Here is a 24,965-nt window from a genome sequence, read left to right as displayed (position 1 = left end):
TGGTTTTTAAGCTGATTAACCGTAAACGGTCAAATCAACGGTTATGCATCACCGAAACGGCGACGTGGTGCGGCAGGAGCTGCTGCATCGTCACGGCGTGGTGCTGGCTTGTCACGGTTGAAGTTACCGCCACGGCGTTCGCCACCGGCAGCATTACCGCCTTCACGACGCTCACCGAAAGAACGACGTGGTGCTGGTGCACCTTCGCGACGCTCGCCGTTGAATGGACGGGCACCGCCACGGCGCTCACCACCGTTACCACCGGCAGGACGCTCACGACGTTCATGCGGCTGTGCATCGCCCAGCAGTTGCATGTTCATCGGCTTGTTCAGAATGCGGGTGCGAGTGAAGTGATTCAGGATCTCGCCCGGCATGCCTTTTGGCAGCTCGATGGTGGAGTGGGAAGCAAACAGCTTGATGTTACCGATATAACGGCTGCTGATGTCACCTTCGTTAGCGATCGCACCAACGATATGACGAACTTCCACGCCGTCATCACGGCCAACTTCAATGCGGTACAGCTGCATTTCACCCACGTCACGGCGTTCGCGACGTGGACGCTCAGCACCAGCTTCACGGCTGTCTGGACGTGCGTCACGACGACGGTCGCTACCACGTTCGTCACGATCGTTGAACTCACGACGTTGACGCGGTTTGAACACTGGATCTGGTGGCAGGATCAGAGGACGCTCGCCCTGTGCCATTTTCAGCAGTGCAGCAGCCAGCGTTTCCATATCCAGATCTTCACCCGGCTGCAGCTTAGCCAGCAGAGCACGGTACATATCCAGATCGCTGCTTTCCAGCTGCTGCTGAACTTTAGCGGCAAACTTGGCCAGGCGGCGCTCACCCAGCAGATCTGCGTTTGGCAGCTCGACTTCAGGGATGGTCAGCTTCATGGTGCGTTCGATGTTGCGCAGCAGGCGGCGTTCGCGGTTTTCTACGAACAGCAGCGCACGGCCAGCACGGCCAGCACGACCGGTACGGCCGATACGGTGAACGTAAGATTCTGAATCCATAGGGATATCATAGTTTACCACCAGGCTGATACGCTCAACGTCCAGACCACGAGCGGCAACGTCGGTGGCGATCAGAATATCCAGACGGCCACTTTTCAGACGCTCCAGGGTCTGCTCACGCAGCGCCTGGTTCATGTCACCGTTCAGTGCGGCACTGTTGTAACCGCTGCGCTCCAGCGCTTCGGCCACTTCCAGGGTCGCATTTTTGGTACGTACGAAGATGATCGCCGCGTCAAAATCTTCAGCTTCCAGGAAACGCACCAGCGCTTCGTTTTTACGCATGCCCTGCACGGTCCAGTAGCTCTGGCTAATGTCCGGACGAGTGGTGATGCTGGACTGAATGCGCACTTCCTGTGGATCTTTCATGAAGCGACGGGTAATACGACGGATCGCTTCCGGCATGGTCGCAGAGAACAGCGCGGTCTGATGTTCAGCCGGGATCTCCGCCATGATGGTTTCTACGTCTTCGATAAAGCCCATGCGCAGCATTTCGTCGGCTTCGTCCAGAACCAGGCCTTTCAGGCCAGAAAGGTTCAGGGTGCCACGTTTCAGGTGGTCCAGCAGACGGCCCGGGGTCCCTACTACGATTTGCGGGCCCTGACGCAGAGCGCGCAGCTGCACGTCATAACGTTGGCCACCGTACAGGGCCACCACGTTAACGCCATGCATGTGCTTGGAGAAATCGGTCATGGCTTCAGCGACCTGAACCGCCAGTTCGCGGGTTGGAGCCAGTACCAGGATTTGTGGTGCTTTCAGGGCTGCATCGAGATTGTGCAGCAGGGGCAGCGAGAACGCCGCAGTTTTACCACTACCGGTCTGCGCCATGCCCAGCACGTCGCGGCCGTTCAACAGGTGAGGAATACACTCAGCCTGGATCGGTGATGGTTTTTCGTAGCCCAGATCGGTCAGGGCAGCAATGATCGGAGCAGACAGCCCCAGGTCAGCAAAAGAGGTTTCAAGCTCAGTAGTCATGTACACGTGCCTCATTAATAATGGCAGCCAGTCTACATAACTCGTCGAGAAAATTTTCAGTCATTTTCATTGAAAAGTGTGAACCGGCTCAAATTAGATTATAAAACAGACAAAAAAGCCCTCGCCCGTTAAGGCGATTACTTTGGTCAAAAAAACCAATGTAAATCAGGCTGATAAGTGTCCGTCAGCTATTGCTGGTCCGATTCCGATAGGTCGTCTTGTTCTTGGCCTAACAGCGCCAATTCCAACAATGCATAGCGGTGCTCAACAAAGTTATGAACATTGTTAGCCACCGTCAGTTTGAACAGCGCCGAAGCGGTGTCCTTGTCCCCCAGACTTAGGTAGTGCTTACCTAAATAGAAGTCAGTTTCACTGAGATGCTCAGCGAGCGAAGTGTTATCCGTTGCATCTGCCTTGAGGCGTTCCATCAGCGTTTTTTCGCTGATTTTGCCCAGGTAGAATTCGACAATATTCCATCCCCATTGCCCTCTGTCCGATTTGTCATAACGCTGCTGGAGCGATACGGTAGCCATCTTGGGATCGATTTCTCTCTCCACCAGATAAAGCCACAGCGAACGGAAGGGATCGTTTGGGTCGTCTTGATAAAACGCCTGCAGATCATCCTGCGCCAACGGGAAGCGGCCGCCATAATACAGTGCGATGCCCCGGTTTAAACGCGCGTAATTGTAAGTTGGATCAAGCTCTAGTACAGAATCAAACGCTTCATAGGCAGCATCAAAATTGCCTGCCTGCGTTAAGTAAATGCCCAGGTAGTTGAAAACTTCTGGCATATCAGGACGTATCGCTAGCGCTTGTGAAAAGTCATTGCGCGCTAGAGCACGTAAACCTAGGCTATCATACAGCACACCGCGCTCATATAAAAGCTGTGCTCGCTCATCGTCCGTTAATGCCCGGCTGGCAAGTATTTGTTCCATGCGCGCCAGGATCACTTCCTGCTGCAGCGTAGGCTGCAACGGAATAGCCAGAACTTCGTCTTTACGCCAATCATGGTTGCTGCATCCTGCCAGCAATAGTGCTGTCGCAACGTAACACCAGCGCAAGAAAGGCTTCATTTCCCACTCCCGAAGACAAACATTGGATGAACGTCCTGTCCTCCGCTTGCTAATACGCGAGTATCCTACCCACGCGATAAGGACAGCCCCCAACCCTAACGGCAGGGAGCTGTAAAACTGCTGATACAGTTATTCTGCTTCTGGTGCAGGAGCCGCAGCGGATTCTGGCGCTGTAGCTTCTTTGATGCTCAGACGCACACGGCCCTGGCGATCAACTTCCATTACCTTAACCGGTACTTCCTGACCCATCTGCAGATAGTCGGTCACTTTCTCAACGCGCTTGTCGGCGATTTGAGAGATGTGCACCAGGCCTTCTTTACCGCCGCCGATGGCCACGAAGGCACCAAAATCAACGATACGGGTTACTTTACCCTGATACACACGGCCAACTTCGATCTCAGCGGTGATCTCTTCGATGCGGCGGATAGCGAACTTCGCTTTGTCGCCATCGGTTGCTGCAATCTTCACTGTACCGTCATCTTCAATTTCGATCGTGGTGCCAGTCTCTTCGGTCAACGCACGGATGACTGAGCCACCTTTACCGATCACATCTTTGATCTTGTCTGGATTGATCTTGATGGTGTGAATACGTGGTGCGAACTCAGAGATATCGCCACGCGGCGTACTGATAGCCTGTTCCATCACGCCCAGAATGTGCAGACGCGCACCCTTGGCCTGGTTCAGAGCCACCTGCATGATTTCGCGGGTGATACCTTCAATTTTAATGTCCATCTGCAGCGCGGTGATACCATCGCGGCTACCGGCCACTTTGAAGTCCATGTCGCCCAGGTGATCTTCGTCACCCAGAATATCAGACAGTACAACAAAGTTTTCTTCTTCTTTCACCAGGCCCATTGCGATACCCGCAACGGCGGCCTTGATTGGCACACCTGCGTCCATCAGTGCCAGAGAAGCACCACAAACGGAAGCCATTGAAGAAGAACCGTTGGATTCGGTGATTTCAGACACCACACGTACGGTGTACGGGAAATCTTCTGGTTTAGGCATCATAGCTAAAACGCCACGTTTTGCCAGACGACCATGGCCGATTTCACGACGCTTCGGTGAACCTACCATGCCGGTTTCACCAACAGAGTACGGAGGGAAGTTGTAGTGGAACAGGAAGCTGTCGGTTTTCTCGCCCATCAGCTCGTCGATGTTCTGTGCGTCACGCGCGGTACCCAGAGTGGCGGTAACCAGCGCCTGAGTTTCACCACGGGTGAACAGTGCGGAACCGTGGGTACGTGGCAGAACGCCAGTGCGCACGTCCAGACCACGGATCATGTCTTTCTCACGGCCATCGATACGCGGCTCGCCACGCAGCACACGGCTACGTACGACGTTTTTCTCAACGGTGCCCAGGATGTCCTGAATTTCAGACGCGTCCAGAGTTTCGTCTTGCGCCAGCAGAGTTTCCACTACGCTGTCTTTGATCGCATCAACCTGAGCGTAACGCTCTTGTTTTTCGGTGATGTGGTAAGCATCGCCCAGACGGCTTTCGGCCAGCTCGGCTACGCGCGCATGCAGCGCTTCGTTAACCGCTGGTGCCTGCCAATCCCACTTCGGCTTGCCAGCTTCGGCAACCAGAGCGTTAATGTTTTCGATAACGATTTGCTGTTGGTCATGGCCAAACACGACTGCGCCCAGCATCTGATCTTCGCTCAGCACGTCCGCTTCGGATTCCACCATCAGCACTGCGCCTGCGGTACCGGCAACCACCAGGTCCAGACGGCTTTCTTTCAGCTCGTCGGTGGTTGGGTTCAGTACGTACTGATCGTTGATGTAACCCACGCGTGCAGAACCGATTGGGCCATTGAACGGAATACCGGACAGGCTCAGGGCAGCAGAGGCACCGATCATCGCTACGATGTCTGGGTTTACCTGTGGGTTCACGGAAACCACGGTGGCGATCACTTGCACTTCGTTCAGGAAGCTATCTGGGAACAGTGGGCGGATCGGACGGTCGATCAGACGGGAAGTCAGGGTTTCGCCTTCGCTCGGACGGCCTTCACGACGGAAGAAGCTACCCGGGATACGGCCAGCAGCGTAGGTACGCTCCTGATAGTTCACGGTCAGAGGGAAGAAGCTCTGGCCTGGTTTGGCTTTCTTCTGGCCTACTACGGTGACGAATACTGCGGTGTCATCCATGCTCACCATCACGGCGGCAGTGGCTTGACGTGCCATCATACCGGTTTCAAGCGTCACGGTGTGTTGGCCATACTGGAATTTGCGAATAATCGGAGTCAGCAAAATTTAATCCTTAATTGGTGGCGCGCAATCGTTCTTCGACTCGACACGCCTGTGGTTCACTGACCTTCTCACTACATCCTCGCGACTAATGACAATCCTTATCTCTCATGAGATAAAGCCTCTCATTAGCCGCGCGAACCTCTGTAACGGAAGATCCTCAGTAATACATTAACCTGATTTGCTTATGCTTCCTAGAAGAAAGGGGCCAAATTAGGCCCCTTTCTACTGAAACTTGCTCGATTAGCGACGCAGACCCAGACGCTCGATCAGGCTGGTGTAACGTGCTACATCTTTACGCTTCAGGTAGTCCAGCAGCTTACGACGCTGAGAAACCATACGCAGCAGACCACGACGGCTGTGGTGATCTTTTTTGTGCTCTGAGAAGTGGCCTTGCAGATGGTTGATCTGCGCAGTCAACAGGGCAACCTGAACTTCGGTAGAACCGCTGTCGTTAGTACCACGACCGAAGTCAGCTACGATTTTAGCTTTAGCTTCAACACTTAGAGACATTGTCATACTCCAAAATTATAGATAATAAATACAGGCGCCGATCTCTAATTCAGCAACCCAATGCATAAGCTGCGCCATTCTACTCTTAGCGCAGGGCGATCGCAAGGCGGGCAGGTCAGTCGAAATATTCGACAACCAGGCGGCGCGGCGCGACTCGGCCATCATCGGCAATCTCGCCAATGCCGATAAATTTACGTTCTTCGCCTTCGGTAATGCGCACCAGACCTGAGGCCGGAGCCCCTGCGGCCTGCACCGGCTGCCCTTGCTTGACGTAACCCGCTACCGCTGGCAACAGGTTCACTTCAGGAAAGTCTTCAGCCGGGCTATCCATCGGCATCAGCAACGGATCGAGCAGTTCGCTCGGCGCAATGCTCTGCTCCTGTGCCTGCTCCACTAACGCATTCAGCTGTTCCAACGTGACCATGCGGGCGATCGGGTACTTCGCCACCTGCAGGCGGCGCAGATAAATCACGTGTGCGCCACAGCCCAGCAACTCACCGAGGTCATCCGTGATGGTGCGGATGTAGGTGCCTTTTGAGCAGTGAATTTCCAGCTCAAGCTCATCCCCTTCCCAGCGGATAAACTGCAACTCATACACGGTGATGCTGCGTGCTTCACGCGGGACTTCGATACCCTGGCGAGCATATTCATACAGCTTTTTGCCCTGGTATTTCAGTGCGGAATACATCGACGGTACCTGCTGGATGTTACCCCTGAAGGTGTCCAGCGCGGTATCAAGCTGCGCTTGGGTGAAGTTTACCGGCCGCTCCTGCACGATCTGACCATCGGCATCCGAGGTGTCCGTGCGCTGGCCCAAACGGGCAATCACGCGGTAACGCTTGTCGGAATCGAGCAGGTACTGGGAGAACTTGGTGGCCTCACCCAGACAGATTGGCAGCATACCGGTTGCCAGTGGATCGAGCGCGCCAGTGTGGCCCGCGCGGTTGGCATTGTAGATACGCTTTACTTTTTGCAGGGCATCGTTAGACGACAAGCCCTGCGGTTTGTCCAGCAGCAGTACGCCGTGAATGTCACGGCCGCGACGGCGAGGGCGACTCATTAAGCCTCCTCTTCATCGCCTGATGCATTGCGACGTTCGGCATCGTTCTTCACTACGTTGGTCACCAGGTTGGACATACGCATGCCTTCAACCAGTGAGTTATCGTAAGAGAAGGTCAGTTCCGGCACTACGCGCAGGCGCATCGCTTTGCCCAGCAGCGTACGGATATAACCAGAAGCATCCTGCAACGCTTTAATGCCGTTGGTCACCAGATCCGGATCGTGGTTTTCGGTCAGCACGTTCAGGAAGGTGACGTAAACTTTGGCGTAAGCCAGATCGCGAGACACTTCAACACCTGAAACGGTAGCCATGCCGACACGCGGATCTTTGACTTCACGCTGCAAGATCATCGCAATCTCTTTTTGCATTTCTTGTGCCACGCGTTGACCGCGGCTGAATTCTTTTGCCATTTGGAAACCCTCCAGACAAATCGGGGGGCACAAGGCCCCCCTAAAACAGATGTAAGCGTTTTTCGAGGCTTAAGCGATGGTACGCTGGATCTCGATGATTTCGAACACTTCGATCATGTCGCCAACGCGCACGTCGTTGTAGTTCTTAACGCCGATACCACATTCCATACCGTTACGGACTTCGTTAACGTCATCTTTGAAGCGGCGCAGGGATTCCAGCTCACCTTCATAGATAACCACGTTGTCACGCAGTACGCGAATTGGGTTGTGACGCTTGATGTTGCCTTCGGTCACCATACAGCCAGCAACAGCGCCGAACTTAGGTGATTTGAACACATCACGTACTTCAGCCAGACCGATGATCTGCTGTTTGTACTCAGGCGCCAACATACCGCTCATCGCCTGCTTCACTTCGTCGATCAGGTTATAGATCACGGAGTAGTAACGCAGATCCAGGCTTTCTGACTCAATCACGCGGCGGGCAGAAGCATCCGCACGCACGTTGAAGCCCAGGATGATGGCGTTGGATGCCGCAGCCAGGGTCGCGTCGGTTTCGGTGATACCACCGACGCCAGAACCCACAATCTTCACCTTCACTTCGTCGGTGGAGAGTTTCTGCAGTGAATCGGAGATCGCTTCACAGGTACCCTGTACGTCGGTTTTCAGCACGATGTTCAGTTCAGAAACTTCACCTTCGGTCATGTTCGCGAACATGTTCTCCAGTTTAGATTTCTGCTGGCGAGCCAGTTTAACTTCGCGGAACTTGCCTTGACGGTACAGCGCAACTTCACGCGCTTTCTTCTCGTCACGCACGACGGTCGCTTCGTCACCCGCAGCAGGAACGCTGGACAGGCCCAGGATCTCAACTGGGATAGAAGGACCCGCAGAGGTCACTTCACGGCCCAATTCGTCACGCATCGCACGAACACGGCCATACTCGAAGCCGCACAGGACGATATCGCCCTTGTTCAGCGTCCCTTCCTGTACCAGTACGGTAGCCACTGGGCCACGGCCTTTATCTAGGAAGGATTCGATTACCACACCGCTCGCCATGCCGCTACGAACCGCTTTCAGTTCAAGAACTTCGGCTTGCAGCAGGATAGCATTCAACAGTTCGTCGATACCGGTACCGGCTTTCGCAGATACGTGGACGAACTGAGCTTCACCGCCCCACTCTTCTGGCATAACGCCATACTGAGACAGCTCTTGCTTAACGCGGTCCGGATCGGCTTCTGGTTTGTCAATTTTGTTAACCGCAACCACCAATGGCACTTTAGCCGCCTGAGCATGCTGAATGGCTTCGATGGTTTGTGGCATCACGCCGTCGTCTGCTGCTACGACCAGAACCACGATATCGGTCGCCTGAGCACCACGAGCACGCATTGAGGTAAACGCTGCGTGGCCTGGGGTATCCAGGAAGGTGATCATGCCGTTTTCGGTTTCTACGTGGTAAGCACCGATGTGCTGGGTAATACCACCTGCTTCGCCAACCGCCACCTTGGTGGAGCGGATGTAGTCGAGCAGAGAGGTTTTACCATGGTCAACGTGGCCCATGATGGTCACGACTGGGGCACGAGACTCGGCACCGGCGCCGGTGTCACGGTCGCTCATCAGCGCTTCTTCCAGCTCGTTCTCACGACGCAGGATAACTTTGTGGCCCATCTCTTCGGCAACCAGCTGTGCGGTTTCCTGGTCGATGACCTGGTTGATGGTGGCCATGGCGCCCAGCTTCATCATCGCTTTGATGACCTGAGAACCTTTTACCGCCATCTTGTTAGCAAGTTCGGCAACGGTGATGGTCTCGCCGATCACCACGTCACGGTTCACCACCTGAGCTGGCTTGTTAAAGCCCTGCTGCAGGGTGCTTGGCTTACGCTTGCCTTTACCGCCACGGGTCATGGTGCGAGCTTCTTCGCGGTCTGCTTTAGACTCGGAGAGCTTGTTGCCTTTCTTCTGTTTGGTCGCTTTGCCACCGCGAGTACGGCTACGGCGCTCACCTTCAACTTTGGCGTCGTTTTCGTCTTCGGCAGCACGAGCGTGCTCGGAGGTGGTTACGTGGTAGTCGGCTGTTTCAACCGCAGCGCTTGCTGCTTCGGCTTCGGCCCACTTCTCACCGTTTTCTTCGGCCATACGGCGCGCTTCTTCCGCTACGCGTTTGGCATCTTCTTCCACCTTACGGCGTACTTCTTCTTCCGCTTTACGTTTCAGTTCGGCGGCTTCGGCTTCACGGCGTGCTTTTTCTGCCTGAGCTGGCTTGGTCATTTCGTCGGTATGTTGATTGGTCACTTTTTCTTTTTCCGCTGAATTACGCTTAGCAATCTCCGCGGCCTCACGTTTGGCTTGCTCTTCGGCTGCGCGCTTAGCTTCTGCTTCGCGTTTCGCTAGCTCTTCCGCTTCGCGCCTTGCCTGCTCTTCCGCTTCACGCTGTGCCTGCTCAGCCGCTTCAGCCTGTTGGGCTTCCTGCGGATCGCGATTTACATAAGTGCGTTTCTTGCGGACCTCAATTTGCACCGATTTACTCTTACCGCCGGTGCTCGGAATATTCAAGGTGCTGCGCGTTTTGCGCTGCAACGTGAGTTTGCTTGGCGCACTACCGTGTTCACGGTTCAGGTGCGCCAGTAAGGTTTCTTTCTCATGCTGTGTCACAGAGTCGGTCTCAGACTTGTTAATCCCTGCATCAGCAAATTGCTGTACCAGGCGATCAACCGGTGTCTGTATCTCTGCTGCCAGCGATTTTACGGTTACATCTGTCGTCATGCTGTTCCTTCCTGCTACAGTTATTACGCGTTGTCGCCAAACCAACAGATATTACGTGCGGCCATAATCAGCTCGCCGGCTTGCTCATCGCTAAGCCCTTCAATATCAGCCAGATCGTCAACACCCTGCTCGGCAAGATCTTCCAGCGTACAAACCCCACGCGCGGCCAGTTTAAAGGCCATGCTGCGCTCAAGACCCGGAAGGTTGAGCAAATCATCAGCAGGTTTTTGGTCGCCCAGGCTTTCTTCCTGTGCCAGGGCCAGCGTGGTCAATGCAGCTTTGGCGCGATCGCGCAACGCTTCAACCATATCTTCATCCAGACCGTCGATTTCCAGCAGCTCTTTGATTGGCACGTAAGCCAGTTCTTCCAGCGTAGAGAAGCCTTCTTCGACCAGAACGGTGGCGAAATCTTCGTCGATATCAAGATACTTGGTGAAGGTATCAATGGCGGCATGAGCCTCGGCCTGATGCTTGGCCTGCAGATCGTCCGCCGTCATCACGTTCAGTTCCCAGCGATCATCATCACGATGCTGTTTCAACAGTTGGGAAGCTAAACGCACGTTTTGGCCATTACGGCCGATCGCCTGTGCCAGGTTGCTGGCTTCAACGGCGATATCCATCGTGCACCGATCTTCATCTACCACGATCGAGGCAACATCTGCCGGGGCCATGGCGTTAATGACGAACTGTGCAGGGTTATCATCCCACAGGATGATATCAATACGTTCCCCGCCAAGCTCGCTCGAAACGGCCTGGACGCGGGCACCGCGCATACCAACACAGGCACCGACCGGGTCGATACGCTTGTCGTTGGTTTTCACGGCAATTTTTGCACGGGAGCCAGGATCACGGGCTGCCGCTTTAATCTCAATCACTTCTTCGCCAATTTCCGGCACTTCGATGCGGAACAGCTCTTTGAGCATATCCGGGCTGGAACGGCTAACGAACAGTTGCGCACCGCGCGCTTCCGGACGTACTGCGTACAGTACACCGCGGATGCGGTCACCCGGGCGGAAGTTTTCGCGTGGCAGCATATCTTCACGGCCAATGACCGCTTCAGCGTTGCTACCCAGATCCAGCGCAATGCTGTCACGGTTCACTTTTTTCACCACGCCGGTGACGATTTCACCTTCGTGTTGGCGGAAGGCGTCAACCACCATCGCGCGCTCGGCTTCACGTACTTTCTGTACGATAACCTGCTTCGCGGTCTGAGTGGTGATACGGTCGAAGGTCACAGATTCGATCTGATCTTCGATATAGCCGCCCAGTTCCATGGACGGGTCTTCATACTGTGCAGCTTCCAGCGTGATCTCACGCGTTGGCTGGGTCACTTCATCAACGGCAACCCAACGGCGGAAGGTGTCGAAATCGCCAGTCTTACGGTCAATGCTGACACGGACCTCGATTTCCTGCTCATATTTTTTCTTGGTGGCGGTGGCTAAAGCGGTTTCCAGGGCTTCGAAAATCTTCTCACGTGGTAGGGATTTTTCATTGGAAACTGCTTCAACAACAGCCAGAATCTCTTTGTTCATCCTAGTTGCCTCATCCAAACTTTAAAAGTGGGGTACCAGGTTCGCTTTCTGAATATTACTCAGCGCGAACACTTCATCTTTCCCATCCACAGTAACCGTGATCATCTCGCCTTCTACAGACTTGATGATGCCCTGCCATTTGCGGCGGTTTTGTATCGCCATACGCAGAACAACGCTGACTTCTTCACCGAGAAAACGTTGATAGTGTTCCGCGGTAAACATAGGGCGCTCAAGGCCAGGAGAGGAAACTTCCAGGTTGTAAGCGACCGTGATCGGATCTTCGACGTCCAGTACAGCGCTGACCTGGTGGCTGACATCAGCGCAATCATCAACATTGATTCCGTTGTCACTATCAATATAGATACGTAGTGTCGATTGGCGCGCCCGAATAAATTCGATGCCTACGAGCTCAAAGCCCAACGCCTCTACCGGTGCGGAAAGCATCTCTGTTAATTTTTGCTCTAATGTGGACAAGCCCACCCCCAAGACATAAAAAAAGGGCCTAATAGCCCAGTGATTCTGTTGCCAAATAACAAAAAACCCCGAAAATTCGGGGCTTTATGCAACTGGACCCTGTTTGCCGCAAAGCGGCTTCGGTGCAACTTTCTAGCAAGTGCCATTTTCAAATGTTGATCGAGAAAAGCGGAATTCAATCGAAAAGTGTATTTGAAAATAAACACTTAAAGGAAAGTGGTTGCGGGGGCCGGATTTGAACCGACGACCTTCGGGTTATGAGCCCGACGAGCTACCAGGCTGCTCCACCCCGCGTCCGAAAACGTGGCAAATATTACGCCGATAATTGCAAAAACGCAAGTTATCTCTGGGATTTGGTACCGAGGATGGGACTCGAACCCACAAGCCCGTTAGGGCACTACCACCTCAAGGTAGCGTGTCTACCAATTCCACCACCTCGGTACTGATTTTTACTGCTAACGGCTGTTTCTATTGAGGTCGAAAACAACCGTGTTCAAACTTTTCAGCGGCTTACTGCGGGATATCACTGACCGGTTTAGCTGGTGCTGCCGGAGTGCTAGTCTGCTCAGTTTGCGCTGGCTGACCCAGGTTTTCCCACTCGCTGCCTTTCTTGCCCTGATTGGTGCTCAGGTTGCCCAGGATCAGACTGATGACGAAGAACAACGTCGCCAGGACAGCCGTCATGCGGGTCATAAAGTTGCCTGAACCGGTCGATCCGAAGAATGTGCCTGAAGCACCTGCTCCGAATGAGGCTCCCATATCAGCGCCTTTACCTTGCTGTAGCATGATCAGAGCGACTAGCCCGATCGATATCAGCAAGAAAATTACCAGAAGAGCTTCGTACATAGTGGTACCTGTATCCTTGCGGGTTCACCGCGGGCCAAATGCTTCTCACCCCAGATGCTTCCAAACTAAAGAAGGCGTGGCGTGTCACTAAAACAGCCCACTGAAGCGGGTGTGAATACTAACCAAAGCCATCAAAGCGCGCAAGGGCAATTTGCAACCGCCGATGCGTTTGCGGAAAAAAACAGCAAAAACAGGGCTGATCGGGAAATTACGCAGGCACTGACAACGTACCTGCGTAAAAACAGCGTGTTAACCTGCCAGCTTGACCGCATCGGCGATACGGTGCGCCAGCGCGATAACCTGCTGTTCATCTTCGCCTTCCACCATCACGCGGATCAATGGCTCAGTGCCCGACTTACGCAGCAGCACACGGCCACGACCGGCCAATTCGGCTTCGACCTGCTCAGCGACCTTCAACACCGCCTCTGACTCCAGTGGGTTATGCTCACCGACAAAGCGCACGTTGACCAGGACCTGTGGCAGTAATTTCATACCGCTGCACAGGTCGTGCAGGCTCATGTTATTACGCACGATTGCCGTCAACACTTGCAGGCCAGCGACGATACCGTCCCCGGTGGTAGTTTTGTCCAGCAGGATCACGTGGCCGGAGTTTTCCGCCCCAATGCGCCAGCCCAACTCTTGCAGTTTTTCCAGTACGTAGCGGTCACCCACTTTGGCACGGGCAAACGGGATGCCTAGCTGCTTCAGTGCCAGCTCCAGGCCCATATTGCTCATCAGGGTACCCACGGCACCGCCGCGCAGTTGCCCCTGGCGCAGGCCTTCACGAGCAATGATGTAGAGGATCTGATCGCCGTCGACCTTGTTACCCAGGTGATCCACCATCATCACGCGGTCGCCATCGCCATCAAAGGCCAGGCCAACGTGTGCCTGCTCTTCCAGCACGCGCGCCTGCAGTTGGCGTACATCGGTAGCGCCACACTCTTCGTTGATGTTCATGCCATCCGGCTCACAACCGATAGCGATCACCGTGGCACCCAACTCACGCAAAACGCTTGGGGCAATGTGATAGGTAGCACCGTTGGCGCAGTCCACCACGATCTTCAGCCCGTTCAGGCTCAGTTCGCTCGGGAAGGTACCTTTACAGAATTCGATATAGCGCCCTGCAGCATCGACAATGCGGCTGGCTTTACCCAACTCGGCAGATTCGACGCAGGTCAGCGGTTTTTCCATTTCCGCTTCAATCGCTTCCTCCACATCGTCAGGCAGTTTGGCACCATCGATGGAGAAGAACTTGATGCCGTTATCGTAAAATGGGTTATGTGAGGCAGAAATCACGATCCCGGCTTCCGCACGGAACGTTCGGGTCAGATAAGCCACCGCGGGGGTTGGCATCGGGCCGGTAAACGAAGCGGATAGCCCCGCCGCCGCTAAACCGGCCTCCAGCGCTGACTCCAGCATATAGCCTGAGATACGGGTATCTTTACCGATGATGATTTTGCGGGAGCCATGGCGCGCCAATACCTTGCCGGCCGCCCAGCCTAACTTGAGGACGAACTCTGGGGTTATCGGGCTGTCACCCACTTTGCCACGAATGCCGTCGGTACCAAAGTATTTGCGTTCGCTCATGTCTCTACTATCCCTTAGCTGAAAGTGTTGCCTCGACGACACGCATCGCCTCGACGGTTTCTTTGACATCATGCACTCTGACTATCTGCGCCCCCTGCATCGCGGCAATCACCGCACAGGCCACGCTGCCGATAACCCGCTGTTCGGGTGGGACATTCAATAGCTGCCCAATCATAGATTTACGCGACATCCCCACCAACAGTGGCAAACCAAAGTGATGAAATTCCGCCAATCGGGCCAGAAGCTGATAATTATGCGCTAAATTCTTACCGAAACCGAAGCCTGGGTCGAGTAACAATTTCTGTTTTGCTATGCCGCCTGCAATACAGCGGTCAATATGCTGCTGGAAAAACGCATTAACGTCCGCCATCAGGTCATCGTAATGCGGTGCTTGCTGCATGGTACGCGGCTCGCCTTGCATATGCATCAGGCACACTGGCAGACCGCTTTCGGCGGCTGCCTGCAACGCACCAGGCTCCTGCAGCGAGCGAACGTCGTTGATCAGATGCGCACCGGCTTTAGCGGATTCGCGGATCACACCGGCTTTTGAGGTATCCACCGAGATAAAAATCTCAAACCGCTGCGCCAAGGCTTCCACTACCGGCACAACGCGCTCAATCTCTTCCTCTTCACTGACCTCGGCAGCGCCCGGGCGCGTGGACTCGCCCCCCACATCGATCATCGTTGCACCTGCCGAAATCAGCGCATGCGCATGCAGCAGAGCATCATTCAGCGAATTATGCCGCCCGCCGTCAGAGAAGGAGTCTGGGGTAACGTTGAGGATCCCCATCACCCGAGGATGGTTGAGATCGAGGATTTGGTCGCGCACGGTTAACTGCATGATTAATCTACCTTGGAGTCAATACTACTCAGTTGCCTGGAGTGGATCCCGCCCCTCTCACCCAAGGAGAGGCAGCAATTTTCAGCCAGCAATAAAAAACCCCGGCTGGCCGGGGTTTTATTTTACGCTACAGCCGATGTTACTTGTCGAGCTGTTCAGACATGGTGTTGCCTGGGTTTGGTGTACGCGGCTCATCTACCGGCGTTGGCGCTTTTGGTGTGCCACCGTTGTCGGAGTTGTTGCTTTTCGCCACGTCGTCCCAACCTGCTGGCGGACGCACATCTTTACGGTTCATCAGGTCGTCGATCTGCGGTGCATCGATGGTTTCATATTTCATCAGTGCATCTTTCATCGAATGCAGGATGTCCATGTTTTCCATCAGCAACGTACGTGCACGAATGTAGTTGCGCTCAATCAGGGATTTGACTTCCTGGTCGATGATACGTGCGGTTTCGTCCGACATGTGTTTCGCCTTGGCCACGGAACGGCCCAGGAACACCTCGCCCTCTTCTTCCGCATACAGCAATGGCCCCAGCTTCTCAGAGAAGCCCCATTGGGTCACCATGTTGCGGGCGATCGAGGTAGCGACTTTAATGTCGTTCGATGCACCGGTAGAGACTTTTTCCGGCCCGTAAATAATTTCTTCTGCCAGACGGCCACCGTACAAGGTGGAGATTTGGCTTTCCAGCTTCTGACGGCTGGCGCTGATCGCATCCCCTTCCGGCAGGAAGAAGGTCACGCCGAGCGCACGGCCACGAGGAATAATCGTGACTTTATGCACCGGGTCATGCTCAGGAACCAGGCGGCCAATGATGGCGTGGCCCGCTTCGTGATAGGCGGTCGATTCTTTCTGCGCTTCCGTCATCACCATGGAGCGACGTTCCGCACCCATCATGATCTTGTCCTTGGCTTTTTCGAACTCCACCATCGACACCACGCGCTTGTTGCCACGAGCTGCGAACAGGGCCGCTTCGTTGACCAGGTTGGCCAAGTCCGCACCGGAGAAGCCCGGAGTACCACGTGCAAGCACAGAAGCATCAACATCTGGCGCCAACGGCACGCGACGGGAGTGCACCTTCAGGATTTGCTCACGGCCACGCACGTCTGGCAGCCCAACCACCACTTGGCGGTCGAAACGGCCTGGACGCAGTAACGCAGGGTCCAGTACGTCAGGACGGTTGGTTGCCGCGATGACGATAATGCCTTCGTTGCCTTCAAAGCCGTCCATCTCAACCAGCATCTGGTTCAGCGTTTGCTCACGTTCATCGTGACCACCGCCCAGACCTGCGCCACGTTGGCGGCCTACGGCGTCGATTTCATCGATAAAGATGATGCACGGTGCCGCTTTCTTGGCCTGTTCGAACATGTCACGGACGCGGGATGCACCCACACCGACGAACATTTCGACGAAGTCAGAACCCGAAATGGTGAAGAACGGGACTTTCGCCTCGCCGGCAATCGCTTTCGCCAGCAGGGTTTTACCGGTACCCGGAGGGCCAACCATCAGCACGCCTTTCGGGATCTTGCCGCCCAGCTTCTGGAAACGGCTCGGTTCGCGCAGGTAGTCTACCAGTTCACTCACTTCTTCTTTTGCTTCGTCACAGCCTGCAACGTCGGCAAAAGTGGTCTTGATCTGGTCTTCCGTCAGCATACGGGCCTTGCTCTTGCCGAAGGACATCGCGCCCTTGCCGCCGCCGCCCTGCATTTGCCGCATGAAGAAGATCCAGACCCCAATCAACAACAGCATTGGGAACCAGGAAATAAAGATAGAAGCCAGCAAACTTGGCTCTTCCGGTGGCTCACCAACAACTTTCACGTTTTTGGTTAACAACGTATCCAGTAACTTCGGATCGTTGACCGGGATGTAAGTGGTGTACTTGTTGCTGTCTTTACGGACAACGTTGATTTCACGCCCATTAATGCGCGCTTCACGGATCTGATCTTGGGTCAGTTCGGTCATGAAGGTAGAGTAATCTACCCTACGGCCATTAGACTCGCTGGGCCCAAAGCTCTGGAATACCGACATCAAAACGACCGCGATGACTAGCCAGAGAATTAGGTTTTTCGCCATGTCACTCAAGGGATTAACCTCATATTACAACTGTGTTAACAAACAGCGTTAGGGTACTACAGTTTCCGCCCTGTCGCTACAATGTACACTTCACGCGAACGTGCGCGAGAAGCGTCTGGCTTACGAATCTTAACCTTCGTAAACAGGGAGCGAATTTCCCGTAGGTACTCGTCAAAACCATCTCCCTGGAACACCTTCACCAGGAAACTACCGCCTGGTGCGAGAACATCACGACACATTTCCAGTGCTAATTCCACCAGATACATCGATTTTGGGATATCGACCGCCGGGGTGCCGCTCATATTCGGGGCCATGTCAGACATGACTACCTGAACCTTACTATCACCTACACGTTCCAACAGTGCTTTGAGGACCAGTTCATCACGAAAATCGCCCTGAAGGAAATCGACGCCAACGATAGGATCCATTGGCAAAATATCACAGGCAATGATACGCCCGTTACCACCAATCTGGGTTACCACATATTGCGACCAACCGCCCGGTGCAGCCCCCAAATCAACGACCGTCATACCCGGCTTGAACAGTTTGTCACTTTGCTGAATTTCATCAAGTTTAAACCAGGCACGCGAACGCAGCCCTTTTTTCTGCGCCTGCAGTACATATTTATCGCTAAAGTGTTCTTGGAGCCAGCGACTGGAACTGGCCGAACGCTTTTTATTTGCCATCGAGTATTCCAACTATCCTAAAAAGAGTCTCATGCCAGGTTCGCTTCTCACGTAAACTCAATTCGGTGCAGACCGATTTGGTGATACACATGAGATGGCGGTAGAATGTACCGTTTTCAATCCCAACTTAAGCAAAAAAGACAATGAATCTGAATAATAAACAAAAACAACACCTGAAAGGCCTGGCACATCCGTTAAAACCGGTGGTCATGCTGGGTAATAACGGTCTCACCGAAGGGGTGTTGGCTGAAATTGAGCTGGCTCTGGAGCATCACGAGCTGATCAAAGTAAAAATTGCAGCCGAAGATCGCGAAACCAAAACCCTGATCGCCGACGCTATTGTGCGTGAAACGGGTGCCTGCAATGTGCAAGTGATCGGCAGTACGCTTATTCTTTACCGCCCGTCGAAAGAGCGCAAGATCACTTTGCCACGCTAATCCGCAATCTGTTTGCTGAGACGGTGCCATGCGCCGGGCTCAGATAAAAGGCCGCTTGCGGCCTTTTTCCTTTCTTTACAAAACCCTGCTGAACTTTTAACCAACTCGGGCGAAATTAAAGATATTCCACTTTCAGAATTTCGTATTCTACATCACCACCCGGGGTTTTGATGACAACAACATCATCCTGCTCTTTGCCAATCAGGCCACGAGCCATCGGTGAGTTGACAGAAATAAGATTTTTCTTAAAGTCTGCTTCATCATCACCCACGATGCGGTAAGTCACCTGATCTTCGCTATCCAGGTTCATCACCGAGACGGTAGCACCAAAAATCACGCGGCCAGTCTGAGGCATTTTGGTGATGTCGATCACCTGCGCATTGGACAGTTTGGCCTCGATTTCCTGGATACGCCCTTCACAGAAACCCTGCTGTTCACGAGCGGCATGGTACTCGGCGTTTTCTTTCAGGTCACCGTGTTCGCGTGCGGTGGCGATGTCGGCAATGATTTTCGGGCGACGCACACCTTTCAAATATTCTAGTTCTTCACGCAGTTGTTCTGCGCCAAACAAGGTCATCGGGATCTGTTTCATCGTTAAATACCTCTAAATCTATCCTGTTCAAATATACCCGTGGTGTAGCAAGCTAAGCGCAGCTCGACATCCCCAGGGCATTAGCGTCATCCTGACGTGTTCGTATGAAATTACGGCAGGCGTTGCGCCTTCCGTCTCCAGGCGATAAACAAAAGAAACCGAGCTCGGAGGTTTGCTCCAAGTCAGCGTCGATTTTGCATTTTGATACGCATTTTAGCCTAGAGTTCCTTAAGGGTCATCGTTTACTTTATCCCTTGATGCACCGTAGTATGACAGCACGTTATCCAGCTGTTACCCCGAGATTATGCGTTTTTCACGAATTGTCAGTGTATTGGCCTGCGCATTTGCTGTTAATGCCCATGCGGCCCCGGTTGAAGATTACACACAATATTTGCCTGATGGGGCGAACCTGGCCCTGATCGTTCAGAAGATTGGCGCGACTACGCCAACCATCGACTATCACTCACAGCAAATGGCACTCCCGGCCAGCACCCAGAAGGTGCTTACCGCGCTGGCGGCTTTGTTACAGCTCGGGCCGGATTATCGCTTCACCACGACACTGGAAAGTCAGGGCAACATCACGGATGGCGTGTTGCGTGGCAACCTTATCGCCCGTTTCAGCGGAGATCCCACCTTCAAGCGGCAGAATCTGCGCAATATGGTGGCGGAACTGAAAAAACAGGGAGTTCGCGAAATCAGCGGCGATGTACTGGTCGATACCTCGGTATTTGCCAGCCATGACAAAGCGCCCGGCTGGCCCTGGAACGATATGACTCAATGTTTCAGCGCCCCGCCAGCGGCAGCGATTGTCGATCGCAACTGTTTCTCGGTTTCCCTTTACAGCGCCCCTAACCCCGGTGAGATGGCGTTTATTCGCGTGGCCTCATTCTACCCGGTCAATATGTTCAGCCAGGTAAGAACGCTGGCGAAAGGCTCTGCGGATGCACAATATTGTGAGCTGGATGTGGTGCCGGGCGAATTGAACCGCTTTACACTGACCGGATGCCTGACCCAGCGCAGTGAACCACTGCCGTTGGCATTCGCCATTCAAGACGGAGCCAGCTATGCCGGTGCCATCCTGAAAGATGAGCTGGTCAAGTCAGGGATCCAGATTGGCGGCCATTTGAAACGCCAAACCCAGCCTGGCATGACGGGCACGGTGATCGCCCAGACGCAGTCTGCACCGTTGCATGACCTGCTGAAAATCATGCTGAAGAAGTCGGACAACATGATTGCCGATACCGTGTTTCGCACCATCGGCCATGAACGCTTTGGCGTACCGGGTACCTGGCGCGCGGGAGCAGATGCAGTACGCCAGGTTCTGCGCCAGAAGGCCGGGGTAGACCTAGGTAACAGCATCGTGGTGGACGGCTCTGGCCTGTCGCGCCACAACCTGCTGGCACCTGCAACCATGATGCAGGCGTTGCAATATATTGCTCAGCACGACAGCGAGCTCAACTTTATCTCGATGCTGCCGCTGTCCGGTTATGATGGCACGCTGCGCTATCGCGGTGGCCTACATGAAGCCGGGGTCGACGGTAAGGTTTCTGCCAAAACCGGGGCGCTGCAAGGGGTCTATAACCTGGCTGGCTTTATCACTACGGCCAGCGGTCAGCGTCTTGCCTTTGTCCAATATCTATCGGGTTACGCGGTGCCACCAGAAGATCAGAAACAGCGCCGAGCGCCGCTGGTGCGGTTCGAAAGCCGGTTGTATCGGGATATCTATCAGAACAATTGAGGCCCAAGGGCATGAAGCTACTGATTGTTGAGGACGATGAGTTATTGCAGCAAGGCGTTGCGCAGGCAATGTCTAACGAAGGCTACGCCTGTGATTGTGCGGCCAGTGCTGCGCAGGCTAATGGCCTGATCGTCACCAGCCAGTACAGCATGGTGATCCTCGACCTCGGCCTGCCAGATATTGACGGTGCCACCCTGCTGCGGCAGTGGCGCCGTCAGCAAATCAGCATCCCGGTGTTGATCCTCACCGCACGCGACGCGTTGCAAGACCGTGTCGATGGCCTGGACGCCGGTGCCGATGACTATCTGGTCAAACCCTTTGCGCTGATTGAGCTACAAGCCCGGGTACGGGCACTGCTCCGCCGCTATCAGGGCCACAGCGATAACCTACTGCAACAGGACGATCTGACGCTCAATCTGTCCAGCCAGCAGGTATATCTGCAACAGCAGGCGATAGACGTCACGCCGAAAGAGTTTGCCATTCTGTCGCGTCTGATGATGCGGGCTGGGCAAACCGTCAACCGTGAGTTACTGCAGCAAGATCTTTATACCTGGAACGACGATCTGGGCTCGAATACCCTCGAAGTGCATATGCACAATTTGCGCCGTAAATTGGGCAAAGATCGTATCCGCACCGTACGTGGCATCGGTTACCGTTTGGAGCCCGCATCTTGATTAGCATGCGCCGTCGTTTGTTGCTGATGTTGGCCCTGATCCTGCTGGTCACCCAGCTTATTAGCGCGTTTTGGCTATGGCATGAAAGCCAGGAGCAGATCAGTTTCCTGGTGGATGAAACCCTGTCGGCCAAAGTACGCAACGAGCGAGTCGATACCGAGATTGCCGAGGCGATCGCGTCACTGCTTGCCCCTTCGCTGATCATGATGATAGTGACCCTGCTGGCCTCCTTCTGGGCCATCAGTTGGATTATCCGGCCGCTGAATCAACTACAGGAAAAGCTGGAGAAACGTTCGGCAGACAATCTGACGCCGTTGCCGATAACCAGCGACAGTCTGGAGATGGTGGCGGTCACCAAGGCATTGAATCAGCTTTTTTCACGCCTTGACCATACCATCCAGCAAGAGCGGCTGTTCACTGCCGATGCAGCCCACGAATTACGCACGCCACTGGCGGGGATCCGGCTGCATCTGGAACTGATGGAGCAACAGGGAGTTGCGGGCAGTAAACAATTGATCGCCCGCATTGACCAACTGATGCACGTGGTTGAGCAATTGCTGATGCTGTCGCGCGCCGGGCAGGATTTCGCCAGCGGCCATTACCAGCAGTTTGACTGGGTAGCCAACGTTATTGAGCCATTGCAGGAAGAGTTGGATGAGCTAGCCGCTCTGCGCGAGCAAAAGATTGTCTGGCAACTGCCAGCCAGTGCGGTGACACATGGCGATCCGGTGCTGCTGCGCCTGATGCTGCGTAATCTGGTTGAAAATGCACACCGCTATGGCCCCGAGAAGAGTGTCATTCGTGTTCAGCTCACTCCCGAGAACGATGGGCAACGATTGCAGGTGCTCGACGAGGGGCCGGGTATCGAACAAGAAATGGCCGGAGAGTTGACTCAGGCCTTCCGCCGGATGGATCAGCGTTATGGCGGCAGCGGGCTGGGATTGAATATCGTGATCCGTATCGTTCAGTTGCACCGTGGCTGTCTACGCCTGGAAAACCGCGCCGATGCCGACGGCCTGGATGCACAGTGCTGGTTACCTGATAATATTTTAAATCACTAACGTCGCACCATCGATTGAGGTTTCAGCAACCTCAACAAACAGCAAGGGCCCGGTTCACTGAACCGAGCCCTTGTTTTATTGCGCAGAATTACTTCTGGTAGACGATTTCGACGCCTTCGTCGTCATCTTCATCCCAGTCATCATCCCAATCGTCGTCCGCTTCAGCTTCCACTTCAGCGATTTGCTCACGGTGGTAATCATCCCACATGAACTCGACTTTTTCTGGCGCGCTTTCTTCGATCGCCATGGCTTTAGGTTGCGTATTGATGAAGTTCATCACGTCCCAGCACAGTGCGTTAACGCCTTCGCGGTTCGCAGCGGAGATCATGTAGTACTTACCTTCCCAGCCCATACCTTCTACGATCGCCTTGGCGCGCTCGGCGGCCTCTTCCTCGTCCAGCAGGTCAACTTTGTTGAACACCAGCCAGCGTGGCTTGTGTGACAGATTCTCGCTGTACTGGTTGAGCTCGTTGATGATGACCTTGGCATTCTCTATCGGATCGGACTCGTCGATTGGCGCAATGTCCACCAGGTGCAGCAACACGCGGCAGCGCTCCAGGTGTTTCAGGAAACGGATCCCCAGGCCAGCACCTTCATGTGCGCCTTCGATCAGGCCAGGAATATCCGCCACCACGAAGCTTTGTTCATGGTCCATACGTACCACGCCCAGGCTCGGTACCAGCGTGGTGAACGGGTAGTCCGCCACTTTTGGCTTGGCGGCAGAAACCGCGCGAATGAAGGTCGACTTACCGGCGTTCGGCAGGCCCAACATGCCCACATCCGCCAGCAGCAGCAGCTCCAGCAGGATATCGCGCATCTCGCCCTTGGTACCCAACGTTTTTTGGCGCGGAGCACGGTTTACCGAGGATTTGAAACGGGTGTTGCCGAGGCCGTGCCAACCGCCCTTCGCCACCATCAGACGCTGCTGATGACGGGTCATATCACCGAGGATCTCACCGGTGCCCTGATCCTGCACACGGGTACCGACCGGAACTTTGATTTCGACGTCTTTGCCGCGTTTACCGGTACAGTCACGGCTCTGACCATTCTGGCCACGTTCGGCACGGAAGGATTTTTCAAAGCGGTAATCGATCAGGGTATTCAGGTTTTCGTCTGCCACCAGGTAGACGTCACCGCCGTCACCGCCGTCACCGCCATCTGGCCCACCGTTCGGGATGTACTTTTCGCGGCGGAAGCTGACGCAACCATTACCGCCATCACCTGCCACGACCAGGATCGCTGCTTCATCTACAAACTTCATTTACCGTCTCCGTAACTCATTCACCGGGCCGCTTCAAAGAAGCAACCAGGTTGGTTTCTGCCCGTCGCGGCCACCAACGGTGACCAATTGCGGAAAACATGGCGCCTGCAACCACCACAAAAGCACCTACATAGCCAACGACATTCAATGCCGGGGCCGTAAATACCTGTGGCCAGGCCAGCGCCAATAAATCTGAAAACAACAGGGTAAACAGGGGAGTCAGCGTGATTAACGCACTCACCTGGGCCGCCTGCCAGCGCGCCATCGCTTCCGCCAGCGCACCATAACCAATCAGCGTGTTAGCACCACAGAACAGCAGACAGGCCAATTGCCAGCCACTGAGCTGGAAAATCACCGCTGGCTTCGCAAGCGGAAATAACGCGATCGCACATAAAGTGTACAACAAGACCAGGATCTGCGGTGAGGCCAATCGACGCAGTAATACTTTCTGCGCCACGCCATAGGTCACCCAAACCATGGCCGCACACACGCCCAACAACACACCGAGCGTGTAGTCTGTGAACTGAGTGAAGATCTCGATCAGGCTGACGTTGAAAAACAGCATCAGCCCGCAGATCAGCATCAGAGCGCCAATCACCTGAGTGATACGCATCCTTTCTTTCAGGATCAATACGCTGGCGAACATCATGCCCACCGGCGAGAGTTGGCCGATAACCTGCGAGGCCGTCGGACTCAAATATTGCAGCGAAGAGCTGAAGAAGACAAAGTTGCCCAACAACCCGGCAGTGGCGATCGCCAGCAACAGCAACCAGCGGGGTTGACGGAACATTTTCACCGGGGGTAAACGCCCGCGCACTGCCAGGATCATCCCCAGGCCGATGGCGGCAATCGTAAAGCGATACCAGACGATGGTAAACGGCTCCATCACTTCCAGCACTTCTTTCATTGCGATAGGCAGCGCGCCCCAGCAAACCGCTGTGGTGACCGCCAGAAAAATACCAACGCCAGCCTGCTGTTTTTTTTCCATCTTCTCACTGTCTGTGCGTTGTGCCGCCAGGCACAAGCAATCTATAAATGTAAAAAGCCCCGCAACGAATTGCGGGGCTTAACATCTATTTCGTAAGGCTCGAAAAATTATTCAGCTTCGATGCTGATA

22 protein-coding genes and 2 tRNA genes are annotated in these 24,965 nt (G+C 54.4%); 4 read left to right on the top strand and 20 right to left on the bottom strand.

Annotated elements, in window-relative coordinates:
• Positions 1 to 41: 41 nt before the first annotated feature.
• The 17 genes from N6G83_RS41965 to rlmE all read right to left on the bottom strand — a co-directional run bounded on the left by N6G83_RS41965 (position 42) and on the right by rlmE (position 18,085).
• A complete protein-coding gene (locus N6G83_RS41965; protein WP_024529067.1) occupies positions 42 to 1,988 on the bottom strand; it encodes a DEAD/DEAH family ATP-dependent RNA helicase in 1,947 nt (648 codons plus the stop codon).
• A complete protein-coding gene (yrbN, locus tag N6G83_RS54970) occupies positions 1,978 to 2,052 on the bottom strand; it encodes a protein YrbN (RefSeq protein WP_223499600.1) in 75 nt (24 codons plus the stop codon). The genes N6G83_RS41965 and yrbN overlap by 11 nt, the downstream gene beginning before the upstream one ends.
• A gap of 124 nt (positions 2,053 to 2,176) precedes the next feature.
• A complete protein-coding gene (nlpI, locus tag N6G83_RS41960) occupies positions 2,177 to 3,061 on the bottom strand; it encodes a lipoprotein NlpI (RefSeq protein ID WP_021179056.1) in 885 nt (294 codons plus the stop codon).
• Between the two features lie 129 nt (positions 3,062 to 3,190).
• On the bottom strand, positions 3,191 to 5,311 hold the full coding sequence (gene pnp / locus N6G83_RS41955) for a polyribonucleotide nucleotidyltransferase (protein ID WP_065684109.1): 2,121 nt from the start codon (positions 5,309 to 5,311) through the stop codon (positions 3,191 to 3,193).
• Positions 5,312 to 5,551: 240 nt separating this feature from the next.
• Positions 5,552 to 5,821 carry a 30S ribosomal protein S15 gene (rpsO, locus tag N6G83_RS41950; protein WP_010279698.1) on the bottom strand — a complete coding sequence of 90 codons (270 nt, stop codon included), beginning with the start codon at positions 5,819 to 5,821 and terminating at the stop codon, positions 5,552 to 5,554.
• Between the two features lie 115 nt (positions 5,822 to 5,936).
• Complete coding sequence (truB, locus tag N6G83_RS41945; protein WP_021807515.1) at positions 5,937 to 6,881, bottom strand: tRNA pseudouridine(55) synthase TruB; 945 nt, start codon at positions 6,879 to 6,881, stop codon at positions 5,937 to 5,939.
• Positions 6,881 to 7,291: a 30S ribosome-binding factor RbfA gene (rbfA, locus tag N6G83_RS41940; RefSeq protein WP_021179053.1), complete on the bottom strand. Its 411-nt coding sequence runs from the start codon at positions 7,289 to 7,291 to the stop codon at positions 6,881 to 6,883. The genes truB and rbfA overlap by 1 nt, the downstream gene beginning before the upstream one ends.
• A 69-nt stretch (positions 7,292 to 7,360) precedes the next feature.
• On the bottom strand, positions 7,361 to 10,048 hold the full coding sequence (infB, locus tag N6G83_RS41935) for a translation initiation factor IF-2 (RefSeq protein ID WP_021807516.1): 2,688 nt from the start codon (positions 10,046 to 10,048) through the stop codon (positions 7,361 to 7,363).
• A gap of 23 nt (positions 10,049 to 10,071) precedes the next feature.
• The gene (gene nusA, locus N6G83_RS41930; protein WP_024483371.1) at positions 10,072 to 11,580 is read right to left on the bottom strand and encodes a transcription termination factor NusA; all 1,509 of its coding nucleotides are present in this window, start codon (positions 11,578 to 11,580) and stop codon (positions 10,072 to 10,074) included.
• A 21-nt stretch (positions 11,581 to 11,601) separates the two neighbouring features.
• Positions 11,602 to 12,054: a ribosome maturation factor RimP gene (gene rimP, locus N6G83_RS41925; protein ID WP_024529072.1), complete on the bottom strand. Its 453-nt coding sequence runs from the start codon at positions 12,052 to 12,054 to the stop codon at positions 11,602 to 11,604.
• A 217-nt stretch (positions 12,055 to 12,271) separates the two neighbouring features.
• Positions 12,272 to 12,348 (bottom strand) — tRNA-Met (locus N6G83_RS41920).
• 60 nt (positions 12,349 to 12,408) lie between these two features.
• A tRNA-Leu gene (locus N6G83_RS41915) sits at positions 12,409 to 12,495 on the bottom strand.
• Positions 12,496 to 12,564: 69 nt separating this feature from the next.
• Positions 12,565 to 12,900 (bottom strand): preprotein translocase subunit SecG, encoded by a 336-nt coding sequence (secG, locus tag N6G83_RS41910; protein WP_024483369.1) that lies wholly within the window; start codon positions 12,898 to 12,900, stop codon positions 12,565 to 12,567.
• Positions 12,901 to 13,149: 249 nt separating this feature from the next.
• Positions 13,150 to 14,487 carry a phosphoglucosamine mutase gene (gene glmM / locus N6G83_RS41905; RefSeq protein WP_021807518.1) on the bottom strand — a complete coding sequence of 446 codons (1,338 nt, stop codon included), beginning with the start codon at positions 14,485 to 14,487 and terminating at the stop codon, positions 13,150 to 13,152.
• A gap of 7 nt (positions 14,488 to 14,494) precedes the next feature.
• Positions 14,495 to 15,328, bottom strand: coding sequence for a dihydropteroate synthase (gene folP / locus N6G83_RS41900; RefSeq protein WP_024483367.1), 834 nt, complete (start codon positions 15,326 to 15,328; stop codon positions 14,495 to 14,497).
• Positions 15,329 to 15,467: 139 nt separating this feature from the next.
• Positions 15,468 to 17,399, bottom strand: coding sequence for an ATP-dependent zinc metalloprotease FtsH (gene ftsH, locus N6G83_RS41895; RefSeq protein ID WP_211134898.1), 1,932 nt, complete (start codon positions 17,397 to 17,399; stop codon positions 15,468 to 15,470).
• Positions 17,400 to 17,455: 56 nt separating this feature from the next.
• Positions 17,456 to 18,085 carry a 23S rRNA (uridine(2552)-2'-O)-methyltransferase RlmE gene (rlmE, locus tag N6G83_RS41890; RefSeq protein ID WP_021179046.1) on the bottom strand — a complete coding sequence of 210 codons (630 nt, stop codon included), beginning with the start codon at positions 18,083 to 18,085 and terminating at the stop codon, positions 17,456 to 17,458.
• Positions 18,086 to 18,228: 143 nt separating this feature from the next.
• Here rlmE and yhbY point away from each other — a divergent pair, with 143 nt between their 5' ends.
• Entirely contained in the window at positions 18,229 to 18,522 is a 294-nt protein-coding gene (gene yhbY / locus N6G83_RS41885) for a ribosome assembly RNA-binding protein YhbY (RefSeq protein ID WP_021807520.1), read from the top strand.
• Positions 18,523 to 18,637: 115 nt separating this feature from the next.
• On the opposite strand, the gene greA is transcribed toward yhbY, so the two are convergent.
• Positions 18,638 to 19,114, bottom strand: coding sequence for a transcription elongation factor GreA (gene greA / locus N6G83_RS41880; protein WP_021179044.1), 477 nt, complete (start codon positions 19,112 to 19,114; stop codon positions 18,638 to 18,640).
• Positions 19,115 to 19,418: 304 nt separating this feature from the next.
• Here greA and dacB point away from each other — a divergent pair, with 304 nt between their 5' ends.
• Genes dacB through pmrB form a run of 3 tightly spaced genes read left to right on the top strand, consistent with a single transcriptional unit; the run spans position 19,419 to position 22,587 of the window.
• The gene (dacB, locus tag N6G83_RS41875; RefSeq protein ID WP_059199541.1) at positions 19,419 to 20,852 is read left to right on the top strand and encodes a serine-type D-Ala-D-Ala carboxypeptidase; all 1,434 of its coding nucleotides are present in this window, start codon (positions 19,419 to 19,421) and stop codon (positions 20,850 to 20,852) included.
• A gap of 11 nt (positions 20,853 to 20,863) precedes the next feature.
• Entirely contained in the window at positions 20,864 to 21,526 is a 663-nt protein-coding gene (pmrA, locus tag N6G83_RS41870) for a two-component system response regulator PmrA (RefSeq protein WP_024529078.1), read from the top strand.
• Positions 21,523 to 22,587, top strand: a complete 1,065-nt coding sequence (gene pmrB / locus N6G83_RS41865; protein WP_211134897.1) for a two-component system sensor histidine kinase PmrB — start codon at positions 21,523 to 21,525, stop codon at positions 22,585 to 22,587. Before pmrA ends, pmrB begins: the two co-directional genes overlap by 4 nt.
• Before the next feature lie 88 nt (positions 22,588 to 22,675).
• Here the strand turns inward: pmrB and cgtA are convergent, their stop codons facing one another.
• Entirely contained in the window at positions 22,676 to 23,848 is a 1,173-nt protein-coding gene (gene cgtA, locus N6G83_RS41860; protein WP_024529080.1) for an Obg family GTPase CgtA, read from the bottom strand.
• A 16-nt stretch (positions 23,849 to 23,864) separates the two neighbouring features.
• Positions 23,865 to 24,836 carry a DMT family transporter gene (locus tag N6G83_RS41855; RefSeq protein WP_021807524.1) on the bottom strand — a complete coding sequence of 324 codons (972 nt, stop codon included), beginning with the start codon at positions 24,834 to 24,836 and terminating at the stop codon, positions 23,865 to 23,867.
• Between the last annotated feature and the right edge of the window lie 129 nt (positions 24,837 to 24,965).

The organism is Serratia sp. PL7 (genome assembly GCF_945957435.1).
Note: the sequence above shows the minus strand (reverse complement) of the source record. Positions and strands in the feature narration are given on the sequence as shown.

What these genes read in the sequence shown, in the direction of transcription:
- N6G83_RS41855 (WP_021807524.1), bottom strand. Translation starts at nt 24,836, where the DNA reads ATGGAAAAAAAACAGCAGGCTGGCGTTGGTATTTTTCTGGCGGTCACC.
- glmM (WP_021807518.1), bottom strand. Translation starts at nt 14,487, where the DNA reads ATGAGCGAACGCAAATACTTTGGTACCGACGGCATTCGTGGCAAAGTG.
- dacB (WP_059199541.1), top strand. Translation starts at nt 19,419, where the DNA reads ATGCGTTTTTCACGAATTGTCAGTGTATTGGCCTGCGCATTTGCTGTT.
- nlpI (WP_021179056.1), bottom strand. Translation starts at nt 3,061, where the DNA reads ATGAAGCCTTTCTTGCGCTGGTGTTACGTTGCGACAGCACTATTGCTG.
- rlmE (WP_021179046.1), bottom strand. Translation starts at nt 18,085, where the DNA reads ATGGCAAATAAAAAGCGTTCGGCCAGTTCCAGTCGCTGGCTCCAAGAA.
- cgtA (WP_024529080.1), bottom strand. Translation starts at nt 23,848, where the DNA reads ATGAAGTTTGTAGATGAAGCAGCGATCCTGGTCGTGGCAGGTGATGGC.
- rbfA (WP_021179053.1), bottom strand. Translation starts at nt 7,291, where the DNA reads ATGGCAAAAGAATTCAGCCGCGGTCAACGCGTGGCACAAGAAATGCAA.
- nusA (WP_024483371.1), bottom strand. Translation starts at nt 11,580, where the DNA reads ATGAACAAAGAGATTCTGGCTGTTGTTGAAGCAGTTTCCAATGAAAAA.
- infB (WP_021807516.1), bottom strand. Translation starts at nt 10,048, where the DNA reads ATGACGACAGATGTAACCGTAAAATCGCTGGCAGCAGAGATACAGACA.
- secG (WP_024483369.1), bottom strand. Translation starts at nt 12,900, where the DNA reads ATGTACGAAGCTCTTCTGGTAATTTTCTTGCTGATATCGATCGGGCTA.
- yhbY (WP_021807520.1), top strand. Translation starts at nt 18,229, where the DNA reads ATGAATCTGAATAATAAACAAAAACAACACCTGAAAGGCCTGGCACAT.
- pmrA (WP_024529078.1), top strand. Translation starts at nt 20,864, where the DNA reads ATGAAGCTACTGATTGTTGAGGACGATGAGTTATTGCAGCAAGGCGTT.
- ftsH (WP_211134898.1), bottom strand. Translation starts at nt 17,399, where the DNA reads ATGGCGAAAAACCTAATTCTCTGGCTAGTCATCGCGGTCGTTTTGATG.
- truB (WP_021807515.1), bottom strand. Translation starts at nt 6,881, where the DNA reads ATGAGTCGCCCTCGCCGTCGCGGCCGTGACATTCACGGCGTACTGCTG.
- folP (WP_024483367.1), bottom strand. Translation starts at nt 15,328, where the DNA reads ATGCAGTTAACCGTGCGCGACCAAATCCTCGATCTCAACCATCCTCGG.
- greA (WP_021179044.1), bottom strand. Translation starts at nt 19,114, where the DNA reads ATGAAACAGATCCCGATGACCTTGTTTGGCGCAGAACAACTGCGTGAA.
- rpsO (WP_010279698.1), bottom strand. Translation starts at nt 5,821, where the DNA reads ATGTCTCTAAGTGTTGAAGCTAAAGCTAAAATCGTAGCTGACTTCGGT.
- N6G83_RS41965 (WP_024529067.1), bottom strand. Translation starts at nt 1,988, where the DNA reads ATGACTACTGAGCTTGAAACCTCTTTTGCTGACCTGGGGCTGTCTGCT.